At 74.4% G+C, this 20,453-nt stretch carries 11 protein-coding genes; 10 read left to right on the forward strand and 1 reads right to left on the reverse strand.

The genetic code is table 11. The features are described from left to right. Positions 1-3 precede the first annotated feature (3 nt). Positions 4-852, forward strand: coding sequence for an SDR family oxidoreductase (locus ACQPXD_RS23505; RefSeq protein ID WP_432841945.1), 849 nt, complete (start codon positions 4-6; stop codon positions 850-852). Here ACQPXD_RS23505 and ACQPXD_RS23510 read toward each other — a convergent pair. Beyond that, positions 836-1,771: a LysR family transcriptional regulator gene (locus ACQPXD_RS23510; protein ID WP_432841947.1), complete on the reverse strand. Its 936-nt coding sequence runs from the start codon at positions 1,769-1,771 to the stop codon at positions 836-838. The two genes, ACQPXD_RS23505 and ACQPXD_RS23510, sit on opposite strands and share 17 nt — an antisense overlap. Positions 1,772-1,840: 69 nt before the next feature. Here ACQPXD_RS23510 and ACQPXD_RS23515 point away from each other — a divergent pair, with 69 nt between their 5' ends. From ACQPXD_RS23515 to ACQPXD_RS23555, 9 genes are all read left to right on the forward strand, one after another. After that, complete coding sequence (locus tag ACQPXD_RS23515) at positions 1,841-3,004, forward strand: alpha/beta hydrolase family protein (protein WP_432841949.1); 1,164 nt, start codon at positions 1,841-1,843, stop codon at positions 3,002-3,004. Beyond that, entirely contained in the window at positions 3,001-3,939 is a 939-nt protein-coding gene (locus tag ACQPXD_RS23520) for a VOC family protein (protein ID WP_432841951.1), read from the forward strand. The genes ACQPXD_RS23515 and ACQPXD_RS23520 overlap by 4 nt, the downstream gene beginning before the upstream one ends. Before the next feature lie 549 nt (positions 3,940-4,488). Beyond that, on the forward strand, positions 4,489-11,322 hold the full coding sequence (locus tag ACQPXD_RS23525; RefSeq protein WP_432841953.1) for an SDR family oxidoreductase: 6,834 nt from the start codon (positions 4,489-4,491) through the stop codon (positions 11,320-11,322). Between the two features lie 5 nt (positions 11,323-11,327). Continuing rightward, positions 11,328-15,743 carry a beta-ketoacyl synthase N-terminal-like domain-containing protein gene (locus ACQPXD_RS23530; protein ID WP_432841955.1) on the forward strand — a complete coding sequence of 1,472 codons (4,416 nt, stop codon included), beginning with the start codon at positions 11,328-11,330 and terminating at the stop codon, positions 15,741-15,743. After that, entirely contained in the window at positions 15,740-16,054 is a 315-nt protein-coding gene (locus tag ACQPXD_RS23535) for an acyl carrier protein (protein WP_432841957.1), read from the forward strand. Before ACQPXD_RS23530 ends, ACQPXD_RS23535 begins: the two co-directional genes overlap by 4 nt. Further along, positions 16,051-16,812 (forward strand): alpha/beta fold hydrolase, encoded by a 762-nt coding sequence (locus ACQPXD_RS23540; protein ID WP_432841959.1) that lies wholly within the window; start codon positions 16,051-16,053, stop codon positions 16,810-16,812. Before ACQPXD_RS23535 ends, ACQPXD_RS23540 begins: the two co-directional genes overlap by 4 nt. Before the next feature lie 17 nt (positions 16,813-16,829). Then, positions 16,830-17,792: a hypothetical protein gene (locus tag ACQPXD_RS23545; protein WP_432841961.1), complete on the forward strand. Its 963-nt coding sequence runs from the start codon at positions 16,830-16,832 to the stop codon at positions 17,790-17,792. A gap of 32 nt (positions 17,793-17,824) precedes the next feature. Next, positions 17,825-19,492, forward strand: a complete 1,668-nt coding sequence (locus ACQPXD_RS23550) for a hypothetical protein (protein ID WP_432841963.1) — start codon at positions 17,825-17,827, stop codon at positions 19,490-19,492. A gap of 2 nt (positions 19,493-19,494) precedes the next feature. Then, positions 19,495-20,442, forward strand: a complete 948-nt coding sequence (locus ACQPXD_RS23555) for an extracellular catalytic domain type 1 short-chain-length polyhydroxyalkanoate depolymerase (protein WP_432843940.1) — start codon at positions 19,495-19,497, stop codon at positions 20,440-20,442. Positions 20,443-20,453: the final 11 nt, after the last annotated feature.

A 20,453-nucleotide genomic window follows, 5' to 3' on the forward strand; every position in this document is an offset into this window, starting at 1 on the left:
CGAATGAACATGCTCGAAGGGGACGTCGTCCTCGTCCTCGGCGGCGGCTCGGGCCTGGGGCTCGGCATCGCCCGCCACTGCATCGCGGAGGGCGCCCGGGTGGCGATCATGGAGATCGCCGAGGAGAAGCTCGCCGCGCTCAAGCCCGAGCTCGGCGCGGAGGTCCTGCTCTTCCACGGCGACGTCACCAGCGTCGAGGACCTGACGGCGTGCCGCCGCGCGGTCGTCGAGCGGTGGGGCCGGCTCAACGCCCTGATCGGCTCGCAGGGCATCTTCGACGGCAACGTGCCGCTGCGGGAGGTGCCGGTCGAGCGGGTCGCGCCGCTGTTCGACGAGCTCTTCCACGTCAACGTGCTCGGCTACTTCCTGGCCGCCCGGGTCTTCGGCGACCTGCTGGAGGACAGCGCCGGCGCCATCGTGCTGACCTCGTCGGTGGCCGCCTACGCCGCCGACGGCGGCGGGCTCATGTACACCGCCACGAAGGGCGCGGTGGTGAGCGCGGTGCGCCAGCTCGCCCTCGAGTTCGCGCCGCGCGTGCGGGTCAACGGGGTGGCGCCGGGCGCGATCGCCGACAGCCAGCTGCGCGGCCCGCGGGCGCTGGGGCTGGATCACTTCAAGCAGTCCGACGTGCCCAAGGACGCGATGCTCGCGACCTACCGGACGCTGTCGCTCATGCGGGAGCTGCCGACCCCGCTGGAGTACGCCCCGATCTACGCGTTCCTCGCCTCGCGCCACAACACCGTCGTGACCGGCCAGACGGTGCTGCTGGAGCAGGGCGCGCTGAACCGGGCGATGCTCAGCGCGCCGGGGATGACCGGCGGCGTCGGGGCCGGCCTCACGCCTCGACCGTGACCTGCGCGGCCAGCTCCAGCAGGCACTCGCGCAGCCACCGGTGGCCGGCGTCGCGGTCGGTGCGGTTGGTCCAGACCATGATCTCGGTCATCGGGTGCAGGTGCTCGATCGGCGGGCGGAGCAGCTTCAGGTTGTTCTGCTCGGCCACCTGCCTGGCCAGCCGCTCGTGGATCACGGTGATCAGCCGGGTGCCGTGCAGCAGGAACGGGGCGATGCCGAACTCCGTGGTGATCTCCACGTTGCGCGGCACCCCGATGAGGTCGAGCTGGATCTCGGCCGGCGAGCGGTGCCGGCCCGAGAAGGTCGCCAGATACGGCAGGCTGGTGAACTGCTCGTAGGTGATCTCGTCGCCGATGTCGGGGTGGTCCCGGTCGACGGCGACGACATACCGGTCGCTGAACAGCTCCCGGTGCGGGAAGAGGTGGTGCTCCGGGTACGCCTCCCGGGGAATGATCAGCAGATCCACCTCGTGGCGCTGCAGGCGGCTGGCGAAGTCGTCGCCCGGGGGCTCGATGTGCAGCCGGACCCGCGGCGCCTCCACGGCCAGCCGGGCCAGCAGCGGCTGCAGGAAGGTCGAGGTCAGGTGGTAGTTGGTGAGCAGGATCAGGAAGGTGCGCGCGTCGGTCGCCGGGTCGAACTGCCCGCGGTGGGTCAGCACCTGCTCGATGTCGATCAGGATGCCCCGGACGGGCTCCAGCAGCGACTCCGCCAGCGGCGTGGGCACCAGCCCGCGCCCCTCCCGGACCAGCACCGGATCGCCGAGCAGCCGGCGTAATCGGCCGAGGGTGGAGCTCATCGCCGACTGACCGACGCCGAGCCGCCCGGCCGCCCGCGTGACGCTGCGCTCGGCCACCAGCGCCTCGAAGGCGACCAGCAGGTTGAGGTCGACCCGCCTGAGGTCGACGCGATTGGCGCTCACGTCCCCAGATTAAACGATCAGATCGATGCAACAGGCCGAAATCATCACTCGAAACGGAAGCAGGTGGGCATGATCGCCACCGAACCATCGACGGGCCCGGAGGGGCAGACGCTGGAGGGGGCCAAGGCCTGGCTCCGCCGGCACCTGGAGGCCCGCCGGCACCCGATGAACACCATCGACGAGCCGGCCGCCGCGCGGGCCATCGACGAGCTGACCGGACTCGACCCGCGGTCGTGGGCGCGCACCTGGCTCGCGGGTGCCTCGGCGTTCGCGGCCGCCGCGGAGCCGGCCGAGGCCGCCGGCGACCGCCGGGCGGCCCGCGAGGCGTGGTGGCAGGCGTACCAGTTCGCCTTCCTCGGCCGCTATCCGGTGCCCAGCCACCCGGCCAAGGCGGACGCGTACGACCGCGCGCGGGAGTACTTCCTGCGCGCCACCGCCCTGGACGACCCGCCGGTGCGGCGGATCGAGGTGCCCTTCGCCGGGCGCGCCGGGGAGGGCGACACCGTCGCGTTCTACGTCGCCCGGCCCGCGGGCGTCGAGCGCCCGCCCGTGCTCATCTACTGGGCGGGCATCGACTCGTGGAAGGAGGAGTCGATCGTCGGCAGCGAGCGGTACTGGCGGCGCGGCATCGCCACCGTGCACGTCGACATGCCCGGCGTCGGCGAGTCGCCGGTGCTGGCCGGCGCCGACGCCGAGCGGGCCTGGGATCCGGTCTTCGACTGGATCGCCGGCAGCGACCTCGACGACCGCCGGGTCGCGGTGCTGGGCGGCTCGTTCGGCGGCTACTGGGCCACCAAGCTCGCGCACACGCGTCGGGACCGGCTGGTCGCCGCGGTGAACTGGGGCGGCGGCATCCACCTGACGTTCCAGCCGTCGTGGCAGGGGCGCTCGCGCAACGCGTCGTCGTACCTCATGGACCTGATGGCGGCCCGGGCCCGCATCTTCGGCGGCGCGACGTTCGCCGACTACGTCGCCCGCTGCCCGGAGCTCTCCCTGCTCGACCAGGGCGTGCTCGACGGGCCGTCCTGCCCGCTGCTGCTGGTGAACGGCAAGGACGACCTGCAGAACGCCTCGGCGGACATCGCCCTGGCGCTGGAGCACGGCGACCCGAAGACCGCCCGGCTCTACCCGGGCGGCCACATGGGCGCCGACATGAAAGCCATCCAAGACGTCATCGCCGACTGGCTGAGCGGCTACCTGCTCGGCCCGGCCGGGGAGAGGACCGAGCCGTGACCGAACACCTGATCACCCACCTGCGGCACGTCGACTTCGCGATGCCCGACCTGGACCGGCAGCTGACCTTCTACCGGGACCTGTGGGGCCTGACCGAGGTGGCGAACGACGCCGGCGTGCACTTCCTCGCGGCGGAGGGATCGCCCGAGCAGTACATCGTGCGGCTGCGCCGCGATGACCTCAAGCGGCTGGACCTGCTGGCCTTCGGCGCGGCGAGCGCGGCCGACGTCGACGAGCTGACCGAGCGGCTGGTGCGGGCCGGGGTGCGGCTCGTGCACGAGCCGCGGGCGCTGGACACCCCGGGCGCCGGGTACGGTGTGCGCTTCTTCGACGGCGACGGCCGCGTGGTGGAGGTGTCCGCGGACGTGGCGGTGCGGGTCCACCGCCGGATCGAGGAGCGCGAGTCGATCCCGGTCCGGCTGTCGCACTTCGTGGTGAACTCGCCGAACCCGGAGGCCACCGTCGCCTGGTACGAGCGGCACCTCGGCTTCCGGCTCTCCGACGCCATGCGCCTGCCCGGCCTCGGCGAGTTCATGTGGTTCCTGCGGTGCAACCGCTGGCACCACAGCTTCGCCGTGTCGCGCGGCCCGCACGTGGCCATGCACCACCTGTCGTTCGAGATGCGCGGGCTGGACGAGTACATGCGGGGGACGGGCCGGATGCTGCGCGCCGGGGTCGAGAAGGTCTGGGGCCCCGGCCGGCACAAGGCCGGGGACAACACCTTCAGCTACTTCCTCGACCCGGTGGGCAACACGGTGGAGTACACCACCGAGCTCGAGCTCGTCGACGAGGACACCTGGCACCCGACCGTGTTCGACGCGCAGGACCCGGACGTCGCGGACCAGTGGGGCACGGCGAACCCGATGAGCGAGATCGTCGCCGCGAAGCAGTTCAATGACCCGGACAAGGGCGTCTTCGTCGCGCCCCCGATGTGACCCGCCCGCGGGCCCGGCCGGCGCTCGTCCGGCCGGGCCCGCCGCGTGATATTTACTCGCGCGTAACGAGCCGTCGCTACGATGCGCTCAGTAAACCGGGCTTCAGGGAGGTCGGCCGGTTACTCGACGGCGGTATCGCGCATACTCTCGACATCATTCTTCGATGATATGCCCCGGCGCGTCAGCGTAAGCTGGACGCGCCGTTTGTGCTGCCTGCCTCCAAATTTTAGGTAAAACGAACGTTAATGGCGTTCCGCGATATCGTCTGCGCCTTACCTTTTGCTGAAGGTGCCCTGAGGGTTGCCTGATCCGGTACGCTATAGACGCTTTCGCAGATATGATTTAACGACTTTTGGTGATCGACGTATTCGCTGCTCAAATGCGATATTCGAGATCGATCCGGTCAACCGTTCAGGTGCATTTTGAGGCGCGTCAGGCGCGGTAATTTTCATCACTGACAGTGAATGCGTTGTGCGCTTTACGACATGGCCACCCGTCTATATCGTGGTGATCGTCCCGCCATTACTGCTGGCGAAGAACGGGAGCCCGATGAGCACCATACGAGCCGAAGCCGGCCCGGTAATCGCCGTGAGCCCGGCCGCCGCCGTCGAGTTCAGCCCGCGCATCGTCGCGGCCGCGGCGACCGGCGGCGGATTGGGAATACTCGACCTCGCCGCCGGCGATCGCCGGGCCCTCGACGCACTGCGGCAGGCGGCGGCGTGGTCGCCCGCGCCGATCGGGGTGCGGGTGCCGGCCGGCTGCGCCGCGACCCCCGCCGACGTGGAGCGTGCCGGCGGCGGGCGGGTCGCCACCGTGGTGCTCGAGCCGGGCTCGCCCTGGGATCAGGCCGCGACCGCCGCGCAGTACCGCACCCTCGTGGAGGTCACCGACCTCGAAGCGGCCTTCCGCGCGGCCGGGGCCGGCGCGCACGGGCTGATCGCGCGCGGCATGGAGGCGGGCGGCCGGGTGAGCGAGCTGAGCTCGTTCGTGCTCCTGCAGCGGCTGCTCGGCCCCGGCGGGCCCGGCCTGCCGGTGTGGGTCTGCGGCGGCATCGGCCCGCGCAGCGCGGCCGCCTGCGTGGTCGGCGGCGCCAGCGGCGTCGTCATCGACACCCAGCTGGCCCTGATGCCCGAGTCCGAGCTGCCCGACGACGTGCTGGCCGCGATCCGCCGGATGGACGGCTCGGAGACGGTGCTGGTCGACGGCTACCGCGGCATCCGGCCCGCCGGGCACCGCACCGGCGACGGCGCGGATCCGCGCGAGGGCCTGCTGCCGGTCGGCCAGGACGGCTGGCTGGCCGGCGTGTTCGCGCAGGCCTGGAGCGGCACCGCCGCCGCCGTGCGCGGCCTCACCGCGGCGATCGAGGCGGCCGCGGCCGACGACGGCGCCGCCGGGCTGCTGCGCCCGGGCGCGCCGATGGCCGAGGCGCACGGGCTGCGGGTCCCGGTGGCCCAGGGGCCGATGACCCGGGTCAGCGACGAGGCGGCCTTCGCCGCCGCGGTGGCCGCCGACGGGGCCCTGCCGTTCATCGCGCTGGCGCTCGCCGACGCTGGCCAGTGCCGGCGGATGCTGAGCGAGACCGCCGCCGCCCTCGGCGACCGGCCGTGGGGCGTGGGCATCCTGGGGTTCGTCCCGGACGAGCTGCGCGCCGCCCAGATCGAGGTCATCCGCGAGATCCGCCCCGCCTGCGCCATCATCGCCGGCGGCCGGCCCGCCCAGGCCAAGGCCCTGGAGGCCGAGGGCATCACCACCTACCTGCACGTGCCCTCGCCCGGCCTGCTGCGGCAGTTCCTGCGCGCCGGCGCGCGCCGGTTCGTCTTCGAGGGCGCCGAGTGCGGCGGCCACGTCGGCCCGCGGGCCAGCTTCCCGCTGTGGGAGGCGCAGCTGGCCGTCCTCGAGGAGTTCCTCGCCGACGCGCCCGCCGGCGCCGCGGCGCAGCTGCACGTGTTCCTCGCCGGCGGCATCCACGACGAGCGGTCGGCCGCGATGGCGGCCACCATGGCCGCGCCGCTGGCCGCCCGGGGCATGCGGTTCGGCGTGCTCATGGGCACCGCCTACCTGTTCACCCGGGAGGCGGTCGACTGCGGCGCGATCCAGCCGCGCTTCCACCGCGAGGTGCTCGAGGCGACCCGCGTGTCGCTGCTGGAGACCGCGCCCGGCCACGCGACCCGGTGCCTGCACAGCCCGTTCGTCGACGACTTCCACCAGCTGCAGGCGGAGCTGGCCCGGGCCGGCACGGACAGCCGCGACGTGTGGAGCCAGCTGGAGATGCTCAACGTGGGCCGGCTGCGCATCGCCAGCAAGGGGCTGCGCCGCGAGGGCGAGCGGATCGTCGGCGTCGACGAGGCGACGCAGGCCGCCGAGGGGCTGTTCATGGCCGGTCAGGTCGCGGTGCTGCGCAACCGCCCGACCACCGTCGCCGACCTGCACGCCGCGGTGACCGAGCACGCGGCGCGGTACCACGCCGAACGGCTGCGCCGGCTCCGTGCCGAGCCGGCGCCCGCCCGCGACGACGCCGGTCCGCTGGACATCGCCATCGTCGGCATGGCCTGCATCCTGCCCGACTCGCCCAACCTGGCGGCCTTCTGGCACACCGTCCTGTCCGGCCACGACGCCGTGCGCGAGGTGCCCGCCGAGCGGTGGGACGTCGACACGTACTACGCGCCCGAGGTCGGCCCCGGCCAGACCGGCCGGATCAGCGTCTCCAAGTGGGGCGGCTTCCTCGAAGACGTGCCCTTCGACGCCATCCGCTACGGCATCCCGCCGGCCGCGCTGGGCAGCATCGACCCGACCCAGCTGCTCGCCCTCGAGGTCTCCGGCCGGGCGCTGGCCGACGCCGGCTACGCCTACGACGCACCGGGCGCCGACCACTCCCGCACCGGCGTGGTCTTCGGCGCGGAGGCGGGCAGCGACATGGGCCACGCCCAGACGCTGCGCACCATGCTGCCCGCCTACCTCGGCGACGTCCCGGCGGAGCTCGAGTCCCTGCTGCCCACCGTCACCGAGGACACCTTCCCCGGCGTGCTGGCCAACGTCATCGCCGGGCGGGTGGCCAACCGGCTCGACCTCGGCGGGCCGAACTACACCATCGACGCGGCCTGCGCCTCCTCGCTCGCCGCCCTCGACGCCGCCTGCAAGGAGCTCGCCGCCGGCGGCAGCGACCTCATGCTCTGCGGCGGCGCCGACCTGCACAATGGCATCAACGACTTCCTCATGTTCACCTCCGCGCACGCCCTGTCGCCGACCGGGCGGTGCCGCACCTTCGACAGCACCGGCGACGGCATCGCGCTCGGCGAGGGCGTGGCCTGCGTGGCGCTCAAGCGCCTGGCCGACGCGCAGCGCGACGGCGACCGCATCTACGCCGTCGTCAAGGGCGTCGGCGCCGCCAGCGACGGGCGCGCCCTCGGGCTGACCGCGCCCCGCCCGGAGGGGCAGCGGCGGGCGCTGGACCGCGCGTACGACCAGGCCGGCATCTCCCCCCGGGACGTCGGCCTCGTCGAGGCGCACGGCACCGGCACGGTCGTCGGGGACCGCACCGAGCTGGAGACGCTGACCCGGCTGTTCACCGAGTCCGGCGCCGAGCCGGGTGCGTGCGCGCTGGGATCGGTCAAGTCGCAGATCGGGCACACCAAGTGCACCGCCGGGCTGGCCGGGCTGATCAAGGTGGCGCTGTCGCTCTACACCGGCGTCCGGCCGCCCACCATCAACCTCAGCCGGCCAAACCCGGCCTGGCACCCGCGGCAGAGCCCGTTCGGGTTCAACACCCAGGCCCGGCCCTGGCCCGGCCCGGCCGCCGAGCGGGTCGCCGGGGTCAGCGCCTTCGGCTTCGGCGGCACCAACTACCACGCCGTGCTCACCGCGTATGCCTCCGCGCCCGAGCCGCGCCACAGCCGGCAGGCCTGGCCGGCCGAGCTGTTCTGCTTCCGCGGCCCCGACCGGGCCGCCGCCCACGCCGTGCTGCGCACCCTCGCCGGCACGCTGGGCGAAGGCGGGACGTGGCGGTTGCGCGACCTCGCGGCCACGGCGGCGCGGGAGGCCGAGCAGCGCCCCGGACCGGTGCAGGTGGCGATCGTCGCCCGGGACACCGCCGAGCTGGCCGCCCTGGTCGACCGGGCGCTCGCCGGCGAACACGACCCGAAGCGGGGGCTGGTCCAGCCCGAGCACCCCGGCGCGTACACCGCGGCCGAGGTCGCCTTCCTCTTCCCCGGCCAGGGCAGCCAGCGCCCGGGCGCGCTCGCCGAGCTCTTCGTCGCCTTCCCCGAGCTGCGGGAGTACCTCGACCTCGGCCGCGAATGGGCCGACCGGCTCTTCCCGCCGGCCGCCTTCGACCCGCAGGCCGAGCAGGAGCAGGCGGACCGGCTGCGCGACACCAGAGTGGCCCAGCCCGTGCTGGGCATCGGCGGGCTCGCCGCCGCCCACCTGCTCGGCCGGCTCGGCGTGCGGCCCGCGATGGCCGGCGGCCACAGCTACGGCGAGCTGGTCGCCCTGAGCGTCGCCGGGGCCCTCGACCCGCAGACCCTGCTGGGCCTGAGCCGGGAGCGGGCCGCGGCGATCCTCGCGGCGGCCGGCGACGACCCGGGCGCGATGGCCGCGGTCGGCGCGAGCGCCGCCCGCTGCGCCGAGGTGCTCGCCACCGCCGGCCTCACCGGCGAGGTCGTGCTCGCCAACCACAACGCGCCCGACCAGGTGGTGATCTCGGGGACCACGCCCGCCGTGCGGGCGGCCGTCGCCGCGCTCAAGGACGCCGGCGCGACGGTCCGGCCGCTGAACGTGGCCTGCGCCTTCCACAGCCCGGTCGTGGCCGGCGCGGTGGACCGCTTCGCCGAGGTCCTCGGCGGCGTGCCGGTCGCGCCGGCCGCCATCCCGGTCTGGTCCAACCGGACCGCTGCGGCGTACCCGGACGGCCCGGACGCCATCCGGCAGGAGCTCGCCGCGCAGATCGGCGCGCCGGTGCGGTTCGTCGAGCAGATCGAGTCCATGTACGCGCACGGCGCCCGCGTCTTCGTGGAGGCCGGCCCCGGCACCGTGCTCACCCGGCTGGTCGGCGCCGCGCTCGGCGACCGGCCGCACCTGGCGGTGGCCTGCGACGCCCAGCCCGGCGAGGGCCTGCGCGCGTTCCTGCTCGCGCTGGCCGAGCTCGCCTGCGCCGGCGTGCCGGTGCGCACCGGCTGGCTCTACCGCGGCCGGGATGCCGGACCGCCCGCGCCGCCGCCCAACCGTCCCATGTGGACGGTGAACGGACAGCTCGTCCGCGACCGCGATGGAAACCCCCTCCCCGGCGGAATGACGCCACCTCGACGCATCAAGGAGTTGTCGATGACCGTAGTGAGCGGTACCACCACGGGTGGCCGGGACAGCCGGGACGAGCTGATCAGCGAGTTCCTCCGCACGAGCCGGGACCTGATCGCCACCCAGCGCGACGTGATGCTCGCCTACTTCGGCGGCGGCGGGCGCATGGTCTGGCAGCCCGCCGAGCCCATCGAGCCGGCCCCCATGCAGATGGCGATCGCGCCGGTGCCCGTGTCGCCGGCACCGGCACCGCCACTACCGGTCCTGATGCCGGTGGCGCCTGCGGTCCCGGCGCCGGTGGCGGCCCCCGCGCCGGTGGCCGTCGCGGCCACGATCGACTTTCAGGGCGCGGTACTGGTCGTGATCAGCGAGCGCACCGGCTACCCGGTGGACCTCATCGATCTCGACCTCGACCTCGAGGCCGACCTGAGCATCGACTCCATCAAGCGGGCCGAGGTGGCCGGCGAGGTGGCCAACCGCCTCGGCCTGTCCACCGAGGGCGACGAGGCGGAGCTGGAGGACCTGGTCAAGGCCCGCACAGTGCGCACGATGGTCGACTGGCTCAACCAGAAGGCCGGAGGGCAGCCGGACCCTTTCGCTGAGGCGGCGCTCCCGCCGCTCGCGCCGGCCCGTCCGGCGCACGGGGGCGTCGCACCGAAGCGAATGGTCATGCAGCCGGTGGCCCTGCCCGAGGCCGGCGCGGAGGCGGGCACCCTCGTCGGCGCACGGTTCCTGGTCACCGGCGACTCCCCGGTCGCCGCGGCGCTGGCGGCGCTGCTCGGCGAATACGGCGCGGCGGTGCGCACGGCGCCGTCGGCCGCCGACGAAGCGACCGGCGGGCTGGACGGGCTGGTGCTGCTCGACGGGCTCGCCGGGGCGCCGCTGCTGCCGGACGCCTTCGCGCTCGTCAAGCGCACGCTGGGCGGCGGGCCACGCTGGCTCGTGGCCGCCGCCGACCTCGCCGGCGGGGCCGGCACCGACGGCCTCAGCGGCCTGTTCCGCACGATCGCCCGGGAGTACCCGCAGGTCGACGCCCGTGTGGTCGGGCTCGACGGCGCGCTGCCGGCCGAGCGGCTGGCCCGCGACCTGCTGGAGGAGATCCTCGCCGCCGACCGGGTGCCGGTGGTGCGGCGGGGCCCCGGCGGGCGCTCCACCGAGGACCTGGTGCCGCAGAGCCTGGGCATGCTCGCCATCGCGGGCGCCGGGCCGGCCGGCGACGGCGCCGCCGAGACACAGGCGCTCGGCCTGGACCGGGACTCGGTGGTGGTGCTCTTCGGCGGGGCCCGCGGCATCACGCCGTGGTTCGCCCGCACCCTCGCCGGGGCCGGCCACTGCCGCATCGAGCTCGTCGGGCGCACCCCGCTCGCGTCCGGGGCCCAGGACCCGGCGCTGGCCGGCATCGCCGACGCCGCCGGGCTGCGCGCCGCCCTGGCCCGCCAGGGGATGCGCGCACCCGCCGAGATCGAGCGGACCGTGCAGGCCACCCTGGCCGCCCGGGAGGTCGAGGCCACCCTGGCGGAGCTGCGCGAGCTGGGCGCCACGGTGCGCTACCACCGCGTCGACGTGCGCGACGACGAGGCGGTCCGCGGGCTGCTCAAGGAGATCCACGGCGAGTACCGCCGCATCGACGGCGTCGTCTATGCCGCCGGTGTCATCGAGGACAAGCTGCTGGCCGACAAGCAGCCCGAGTCGTTCGCCCGGGTGTACTCCACCAAGACCGACGGCGCCCGGGCCGTGCTCGACGCGATCGAGGGCCTCGGCGCGGCCCCGCGGTTCGTGGTGCTGTTCGGCAGCATCGCCGCCGCCTACGGCAACCGCGGCCAGGGCGACTACGCGGCCGCCAACGACGCGCTGGAGGCGATCGGGGCCCGCTGGGCGCAGCGCACCGGGCACCGGTGCCTGACCGTCCACTGGGGACCGTGGGCGCCGTCCGGCGGGCACCACGGCATGGTCAGCCCGGAGCTGGGCAAGGAGTACGCCCGCCGCGGCATCGAGCTGATCGACCCCGAGGAGGGCGCGCTCAGCCTGCTGCGCGAGCTCGCCTGGGGCGACCCCGCCGTCCGGTCCGTCGTCTACACGGCCTCGGGGTGGTGAGCGGCATGTCCGAGGGGACGGCAATCGCGATCGTCGGCATGGCGGCGGTCATGCCCGGCGCCGGGTCGGTCGAGGCCTACTGGCGCAACCTGGTCGACGGCGTCGACGCCATCACCGACCTGCCGGCCAACCGGTGGGACGACGAGTTCTACGACCCGCAGCACGCCGACCGGCCCGACCGGGTCTACTGCCGGCGCGGCGGCTTCATCGACGAGTACGCCACCTTCGACCCGCTGCGGTTCGGCATCATGCCGGCGTCGGTCGGCGACATCGAGCCCGACCAGCTCATCGCGCTGGAGGTGGCGGCCGCCGCGGTCGAGGACGCCGGCGGGACCGACCGGCTGCCCGAGGGCGACCGGGTCGGGGTGATCCTCGGCCGGGGCGGCATCCTCAGCCCGGCCCAGGCCCGCTACGCGCAGCGGGTGCGCATGTCCAGCCAGGTCGTGCTGGTCCTGCGCGAGCTGCTGCCCGAGCTGGACCCGGCCCGGCTGGAGCTGGTCCGGCAGAAGTTCGACGAGCGGCTCGGGCCGCAGCAGCCCGAGGGCACGATCGGGCTGGTGCCCAACCTCACCGCGTCCCGGGTCGCCAACCGGCTCAACCTGCGCGGGCCGGCGTACACCCTCGACGCGGCCTGCGCCTCCTCGCTCATCGCGGTCGACCAGGGCATCACCGAGCTGGTCAACGGCCGGCTCGACGCGGTGCTGGCCGGCGGCGTGCACCACGTGCACGACATCAGCTTCTGGTCGGTCTTCAGCCAGCTGCGCGCGCTGTCGCGCAAGGGCGAGATCCGGCCGTTCGACGCCTCCGCCGACGGGCTGCTCATCGGCGAGGGCACCGGCATCGTCGTGCTCAAGCGGCTCGACGACGCGGTCCGCGACGGCGACCGCATCCACGCGGTCATCCGCGGCAGCGGCACGTCCAGCGACGGCCGCTCGGCGAGCATGTTCAACCCGGCCTCCTCCGGCCAGGCGCTCGCCATGCGCCGGGCCTGGCAGGCCGCCGGGCTGGACCCGGCGGCGCCCGATGCCCTGGGCCTGCTGGAGGCGCACGGTACCGCCACGCCCACCGGCGACGCGGCCGAGCTCACCAGCGTCGCCGAGGTCTTCGGGCCCGACCGGGGCGGCGAGCGACCGGTGATCGGCTCGGTGAAGTCGATGATCGGCCACACCATGCCGGCCGCCGGGATCGCCGGGCTGATCAAGGCCGTGCTCGCGGTCTCCCGCGGCGTGCTGCTGCCCACCCTGCACTGCGACGCGCCCCGCGCCGAGCTGGCCGGCACCCGCTTCCAGCCGGTCGCCACCGCCCGGCCGTGGGACGGCACCGGCCCGCGCCGGGCCGGCGTCAACGCCTTCGGCTTCGGCGGCATCAACGCCCACGTCATCGTCGAGGAGCCGCCGGCCCGCCGGGGCACCCGTTCCGCCCGCCCCGCGGTGGAGGAGCCGGACCGGGTGCTGTGGCTGGCCGCGGCCGACCCGGCCGGGCTGGCCCGGCAGCTGGAAGCGGACGGGCCCCGCCTGCGGGAGCGCGCCGACCTGGTCCCCGCCGCCCAGCCCTGCCGGCTGGGCCTGGTGAACCCGTCCGACGAACGGCTCGCGCTGGCCCGCAAGGCGGTCGAGCGGGGCCGCGCCTGGCGCGGCGGCCGGGACGTCTGGTACAGCCCTCAGCCGCTGCTGGCCGGCGCCACCCCGGGCCGGCTCGCGTTCGTCTTCCCCGGCATCGAGGCCGAGTTCACGCCGCGGGTCGACGACGTCGCCGCGCACTTCGGGCTGCGCAACCGCGACTGGTCCGACGACGACCTCGGCCGGCACGGCGCCGGCGTCATCGAGGTCGGCAAGCTGCTGCACGAGGCGCTGGTGCGCATCGGCGTCACGCCCGACGTGGTGGCCGGGCACAGCCTCGGCGAGTGGGCCGCGGCCTCGGTGACCGGGCTGATGAGCACCGCCTCGATGGAGGAGTTCCTCGACCTGTTCCACGCCGAGACCGTCGAGGTGGAAGACCACGCGTTCGCCGTGATCGGGGCCGGCGTCCAGCGGGTCGAGGGCGTCCTGGGCGAGCACCCCGGCGTGGTGCTGTCCCACGACAACGCGCCCGGGCAGTGCATCGTCAACGGCCCGGTACCCCGGGTCGAGGCGCTCATCGCGTCGCTGCGCCGGGACAACGTGCTGTGCCAGGTGCTGCCGTTCCGCTCGTCGTTCCACACCCCGGCCTTCGGCGGCGGCCTCGCCGCGATCGGGGAGGCGCTGCGCCACTGGCAGGTCGGCACGCCGGACCGCCCGGTCTGGTCGGCCACCGCCGTCGCGCCGTTCCCGGCGGACCCGCGGCAGGTGAGCGACCTGTTCGTGCGGCACATGATCGAGCCGGTGCGGTTCCGGCCGATGATCGCCGCGATGCACGACGCCGGGGTGCGGGTGTTCCTGCAGGTCGGGCCCGGGCAGCTGGCCTCGGTCGTGGACGACAACCTGCGCGGCCAGGACCACCTGGCGATGCCGGTCAACGTGGCCCACCGCAGCGGGCTCAACCAGCTGCGCCGGGTGGCCACCGCGCTGTGGGTGGAGGGCGCCGAGCCGAACCTGGCCGCGCTGGGCGCCCCCGCGGCCGCCCGGCCCGCGCGGCGCGGCCCGCGGGTGAAGCTGGACCTGGGTGGCCCGCTGGTCCGCCTGGGCGAGGGCGCGAGCGGCCTGCTCGGCATCACCGGCGGCGCCCACACGCCTCCTGCGGTGCTGGACACGCTCGACCGGTTGTCCGGAGCGTCCAGCGCGGCGGCCGAGCTCTCCGCGCTGCTGCGGGAGACCGCCAGCAGCGCCGCGCGGGTCATGACCGTCACCACGCCCCCGGCACCGGCCGTCAAGCCGGCGCCGCCGGCCGTGCAGCCGGCCCCGCAGGTGCATCGCAGCACCCTGCGGGTCGGTCTCGACACCATGCCGTACCTGCGGGATCACTGCTTCTTCGTGCAGCCCGACGACTGGGACCGGCCCGAGGACCGGTGGCCCGTGGTCCCGGCGACGGCCGTCGTGCAGCACATGATGGACGCGGTCGAGCGGATTGCGCCCGGCGGCCGGGTCGTCGCGGTGCACGGCGCCAAGTTCAACCGCTGGGTCATCGCCGCGCCGGCGCAGGACATCGAGCTCACCGTGCAGCCCGCCGGGCCCGGCCGGTGGTCGGTCTCCTTCGGCGGCTACGCGCGGGCCACCATCGAGGTCGCCGACGGCTATCCGCAGCCGCCGGCGCCGTTCACGACCGACCCGGCCGGCGAGCGGCCGCCGACGATCAGCGCCGAGGAGATGTACGCCGAGCGGCTCATGTTCCACGGCCCGCTGTTCCGCGGCGTCACCGCCGTGCACGCGCTCGGCGACCGGCACGTCCGCGGCGTGGTCACCGCCCCGCAGCCCCCCGGCGCCCTGCTGGACAACGCGCTGCAGCTGCTGGGCAACTGGCTCATCTCGACCCAGCCGTCCCGCACGGTGGCGCTGCCGGTCGGCCTGGAGCACGTGCGGTTCTTCGGGCCGCCGCCCGCGCCGGGCACCGCCTTCGACTGCGTCGCCCGGGTCACCGCCGTCGACGACGGCAAGCTGGTCGCGGACACCCAGCTCATCGTCGGCGGCCGGGTCTGGGCGGTCATCGAGGGCGCGACCGACCGGCGCTTCGACAGCCACCCGTCGGCCCGCCCGGCGGAGCGGTTCCCCGAGCGCAACCCGATGTCGCGGCCCCAGCCGGAGGGCTGGACGGTGGTCTTCGACGCCTGGACGGACCTGGTCACCCGGGGCATGGCCGCGCGCGGCATCCTCGGCGGCGACGCGTACGCCTCCTACGAGGCCCAGCCGCCCACCGGCCGCAAGCAGTGGCTGCTCGGCCGGATCGCGGCCAAGGACGCGGTGCGGTTCCGGCAGTGGGACGCCGGGCACACCGACGTCTTCCCGATCGAGCTGACCATCGTCAACGACCCGAACGGGCGGCCGCGGGCGCGGCTGCGCGAGGGCCGCGGGTACGTCGGCTGCGACCTGTCGCTGGCGCACTGCGCGGAGGTCGCGGTGGCCATCGCCAAGCCGGGGGACCCCGGCGACGGCCCCGGCGTGGGCATCGACGTCGCCGAGGTCGCCCAGCGCCCGCCGAGCACCGTGACGTTCTTCTTCTCCGCCGAGGAGGCCGACCTGCTCGACGCCCGGTCGGCCGGCGGCGGGGGCGACCGGGACCTGTGGTTCACCCGGTTCTGGGTGGCCAAGGAGGCGGTCGCCAAGGCCGAGGGCACCGGGCTGGGCGGCAACCCGCGCCGGTTCACGGTCACGGCCGCCACGCCGGACGAGCTGACCGTCGCCGTCGCCGGCCGGACCTACCGGGTCCGCTGCCGGGAGATCGCCAACCCCGAGGACCTGACGCCGCGGCGGTACGTCGTCGGCTGGACCTGGGGACCGGAGGAGTCATGACTGAGGGGACCGAGCACATGCCAGCAGGCCAGAGCGACATCCTCGCCGATATCGCGGAGATGCTGCACGCCATCCGGGACGACCTGGAGGCCGAGGACGTCACCATGGACGCCACGTTCCGCACCGACCTGGGCGTCGAGAGCATCGACGTCGTCGCGCTCGCCGGCCGGCTGCAGTCCCGCTACGGCGACGGGGTGAACTTCGCCGAGTTCGTCGCCGGTCTCGGCCTGGACTCGGTGCGCGACCTGCGGGTGCGCGAGCTCGTCGAGTTCATCGAGACGTCGCTTTCCGGCAAGGCGGTCGCGGCGTGAGCACGCTCACCGTCAACGGCATCGACGTCCACGTCGAGGTCTTCGAGCCCGCCGGCCCGGCGGCAGCCACCATCGTGCTGCTGCACGGCATGGGCTCGGACAGCCTGGCCAGCTGGTACCTCACCCTGGCCAAGCCGCTGTCCGACGCCGGCCTGCGGGTGGTGATGTACGACCTGCGCGGCCACGGCCACACCGGCCGCCCGCCGACCGGCTACCGTCTCGACGACTTCGTCGACGACCTGACCGCGCTGCTGGCCGCGGTCGGCGCGCACGCGCCGATCTACCTGCTGGGCAACTCGTTCGGCGGCACCATCGCCTTCGGCTACGCGGCCCGGCACCCGGAGCGGATCGCCGGGCTCGCCACCGTCGAGTCCGCCCCGCCGACCCCGGACTGGATGCAGCGGGTCTCGATGCGCCTGGCCGCCGCCGGGACCGCGGCCGGCCCGGGCCCGCGGGCCCGGGCCGCCAAGGAGCTGATCTCGGCCACCACGCTGCTGAAGGACCTCGCCGGCAGCGAGCTGCCGGCCCAGGAGCGCATCGCCCGGATCGACTGCCCGGTGCTGTGCGTCTACGGCGGGGACTCCGGCATGGTCAAGCTCGCCCCGGTGGTGCACCGGCTCCTCCCGCACGCCCGCACGGTGGTGGTGCCCGGGCGGCGGCACTCGCTCCTCGTCGACGCGCCGGAGCAGATCCGCGACCTGGTGCTCGGCTGGCTCGACCGCGACTGCCGCGCCGCGCTGACCCGCCCCGCCGCCTGAGAACTGGAGGTTTTCCCATGCCGACCCCGACCCCGGGCCGCGCCATCGTCATCAGCAACGGCCGGTGCGGCTCGACCCTGCTGTCCGACCTCATCCACTCCGAGCCCGAGACCCTGTCGGTGCAGGAGTTCTTCATGTCGGTCGCGCCGTGGTCCGCCAGCGGCGACGTGGTGGACGGCGCGGCCTACTGGCGCGTGCTGAGCAGCCCGAAGCCCGAGGTGGCCACGCTGTTCCGGATCGGGCTGCCGCCCAAGGAGCTGCACTACCCGGCCGGCGGGCGGTGGGCCGGCGACATGGTGGAGCTGCCCCGGATCCTCGCCATCACGCTGTCGAAGATCTCCGACGACCCGGACGCCCTGTTCGACGTCCTCGCCGAGCGGGTGCCGGCCTTCCCGGTCCAGTCGATCGCCGCGCACCACCGGATGTTCCTGGACCTGCTCACCGAGCTCACCGGCAAGCGCCGCTGGGTGGAGCGCTCCGGCGGCTCCAGCAACGTGACGCCGTACCTGCTGCGCGGCTTCCCGGAGGCCCGGATCGTCTACCTGACCCGCGACCGCGAGGCGATCGCGAAGTCGATGAGCCGGCACCCGTCGTTCCAGCTGATCCAGCTGCGGGTCGAGTTCATCGGGCGGTGCGGCGTCGACCCGTTCCGGATGGAGCCGGGCGCCACGGTCCCCGACGACCTCGCGCCCTACCTGCCCGACCGGCTCACCGCCGCGCGGCTGCGCGAGCGCGGCAACGACGTGCGCCGCTACCTCGGGCTGTGCGCGTTCCTTACCAGCCAGGCCGAGCAGGCGCTGGAAGACTCCCCGCCCGAGCACCTGCTGCGCATGCGCTACGAGGAGCTGGTCGCCGACCCGGTCGGGGAGCTCGAGCGGCTCGGCGCGTTCCTGCAGTTCGACGACCCGCGCTCCTGGGCGCGGCAGGTGGCCGGGCGCGTGGTCGCCCCGGCACCCAAGACCGTCCCGGTAGCGGCCTGAGCACCCCAACCTCATCGCAGGAGAGACCACCGATGTCCGCACACCGCAAGCTGCGCCGGCGGGCGCTGCCCGTCGTGGCGTCCGCCCTCGTCGCGGTCCTCGTCCCCGCGGCGCCGGCCTTCGCCCGCCCGCCCGGACCGCACTACGACTTCCGGCTGCTGGCCAAGGCCAAACCCGACGAGTGCTTCGCCGGGGTCGGCGAGCCCTACCCGGCCGGGCCGCCCTGCGCCACCGGCCAGCCGAAGGTCAACCAGGCCTACGTCTGGGGCCTGGCCCAGGTCGGCAAGAAGATCTGGTTCGGCACCGGCGCCAACGTCAACTGCATCGTCAGCGGCGCCACGCTCAACCTGATCAAGCCCAGCATCAACGACGACTGGGTGTGCGAGTACGGCCAGAGCCAGCTGGCCAAGCAGAACCCGACCCTGCCGCCGTCGATCGGCGACCAGCGCGCGCCCCAGGTCTTCTACTACGACACCAAGGCCGGCAAGCTGGTGGACAAGACCGCCGACATCGACAGCAAGTCCAGCGACGACGCCTACCGCCGCAAGACCACCCTCGGCCTGCGTGCCGGCGGCGCGTTCCAGGGCGTGGTCCTGCTCGCCGGCCCGGGCCTCGGCACCGTCATCAACCTCTTCGCGTTCGACGGCGAGACGGGCGAGTACCTCGGCTCCAGCAGCCTCACCACGGCCGGCAACATCCGGCACTTCTTCGTCGCCGCGGGCGCGCTCTACGCGGGCGTCGGCGTCGGGCGCAACGGCGACAGCGGCGGGCACGTGCTGCGCTGGACCGGCAGCCGCAGCAACCCGTTCAGCTTCGTCAACGTCGCCGACCTGCCCGCACAGGCGGCCGACCTGACCTACTTCAACGACCGCCTCTACGTGAGCACCTGGCCGCGCACCTCGCCGACCGGCACCGACCAGCTGGCCGGGCTGTGGATGAGCCCGCCGCTGCACGGCGGCCACCCCGGCCTGCGCGACACCGACGCGGGCGGCTGGCAGCAGGTGTGGAACGCCTCCCAGTACGAGCCGGACCCGGTCATCGCGGCCACCTACGGCCTCGGCGGGCTGGCCGCCTACAACGGGCAGCTGTACTGGGGCACCATGCACGTGCCGATGAAGGCCACCACCGTGTTCGAGACGGTCTATCCGCAGCCGCAGGGCGACGCGACCAAGGCCGCGATCAAGAACACGCAGCGGGCACTGAGCGTCTTCCGCGGCCGCGACTTCGGCACCGGCCACCAGCGGGTCGAGCTGCTCTACGGCGAGTCGGCGCTGCCCGCCTACGACCCGGCGACGGCGACGTGGAGCGCCAAGCCGACCGGCTACACCCCGAAGTACGGCGCCTCGGGCTTCGGCAACCCGTTCAACAACTACGAATGGATCATGACGGTGACCGCCGGGAAGCTCTTCGTCGGCACCATGGACTGGAGCTACATCGCCCACTACCTGCTCCCGCCCGGGCAGGGCAACATCGACCCGAGCATCTACGGCGGCGACCTGTGGGCGTTCGACTGCGACGGCCCGGCCGAGGCGGTCAGCACCACCGGCGTCGGCAACTACCTCAACTACGGCGTGCGCAACATGATCCCGGACGGCTCGACCGTCTACCTCGGCATGGCGAACCCGATGAACCTGCGGACCGACCCCAACGACGCCGTGCCCGACGGCGGCTGGGAGCTCATCAAGATGAACGTCAAGTGATCATGCGAAGCCTGGCCGGCCCGGCGAAGTGTGCCGGGCTCGCCCTCGCCGCCCTGCTCGCCGGGTGCCACGCGGCCCCGGCGAGCCGGGCGGGGCTTGCCGTCGGGTCGAGCTCGCACACCCTGAACTTCGGGGGCATGGAGCGCACCTTCCGGGTGTACCGCCCGGCCGGGCTGCCGGACGGCCCGGTGCCGCTGGTCGTCATGCTGCACGGCGCGCTGGGCACCGGCAGCCAGGCCGAGTCCTCCTACGGCTGGGACGCCGAGGCCGACCGCGGGCACTTCGTCGTGGCCTACCCGGACGGCTACAAGCGCTCCTGGGCGGTCAGCGACGACTGCTGCGGCCCGCCCGCGGCGTCCCATGTGGACGATCCCGGCTTCGTCCGCGAGATGATCGCCCGTATCGCCGGCCTGATCCCGATCGACCCCGCGCGGCGCTACGCCACGGGGATCTCCAACGGCGGCATGCTCGCCTACCGCCTGGCTTGCGGCACCGACTCGTTCGCCGCGATCGGCCCCGACTCGGCCACCATGCTCGGCGCCTGCCCGTCGCCCGCGCCGACCTCGGTCATCCACATCCACGGCGCCGCCGACCAGACGGTGCCCTACAACGGCGGCCCGGGCAAGCGGGACAACGGCGGGCAGGGCACCAGCCCGGCCAACGTCGACGGCCCGGCCATCCCGGCGCTCGCCGCCACCTGGCGGGCCACCGACCGCTGCGGCGAGCCGGCGACCAGCACGGCCGGCGACGTCACCCGGGCGACCGCCACCTGCCCGGGCGGCCGCGCGGTCGAGCTGATCACCATTGCCGGGGCGGGCCACCAGTGGCCCGGCCAGCCGGGCCCGCGCGGCGCCGCGGCCCGCGCCCTCGGCCTCGACCCGCCCTCCGACGCGCTCGACGCCACGCACACCATCTGGACGTTCTTCGCCGCACACCCCCGCGGCGGCTGAGCGACCCGCCC

This window comes from Dactylosporangium sp. CA-092794, from assembly GCF_050948465.1.
Classification (GTDB): domain Bacteria; phylum Actinomycetota; class Actinomycetes; order Mycobacteriales; family Micromonosporaceae; genus Dactylosporangium.

What these genes read in the sequence shown, in the direction of transcription:
- ACQPXD_RS23515 (WP_432841949.1), top strand. Translation starts at nt 1,841, where the DNA reads ATGATCGCCACCGAACCATCGACGGGCCCGGAGGGGCAGACGCTGGAG.
- ACQPXD_RS23505 (WP_432841945.1), top strand. Translation starts at nt 4, where the DNA reads ATGAACATGCTCGAAGGGGACGTCGTCCTCGTCCTCGGCGGCGGCTCG.
- ACQPXD_RS23525 (WP_432841953.1), top strand. Translation starts at nt 4,489, where the DNA reads ATGAGCACCATACGAGCCGAAGCCGGCCCGGTAATCGCCGTGAGCCCG.
- ACQPXD_RS23530 (WP_432841955.1), top strand. Translation starts at nt 11,328, where the DNA reads ATGTCCGAGGGGACGGCAATCGCGATCGTCGGCATGGCGGCGGTCATG.
- ACQPXD_RS23550 (WP_432841963.1), top strand. Translation starts at nt 17,825, where the DNA reads ATGTCCGCACACCGCAAGCTGCGCCGGCGGGCGCTGCCCGTCGTGGCG.
- ACQPXD_RS23535 (WP_432841957.1), top strand. Translation starts at nt 15,740, where the DNA reads ATGACTGAGGGGACCGAGCACATGCCAGCAGGCCAGAGCGACATCCTC.
- ACQPXD_RS23555 (WP_432843940.1), top strand. Translation starts at nt 19,495, where the DNA reads ATGCGAAGCCTGGCCGGCCCGGCGAAGTGTGCCGGGCTCGCCCTCGCC.
- ACQPXD_RS23545 (WP_432841961.1), top strand. Translation starts at nt 16,830, where the DNA reads ATGCCGACCCCGACCCCGGGCCGCGCCATCGTCATCAGCAACGGCCGG.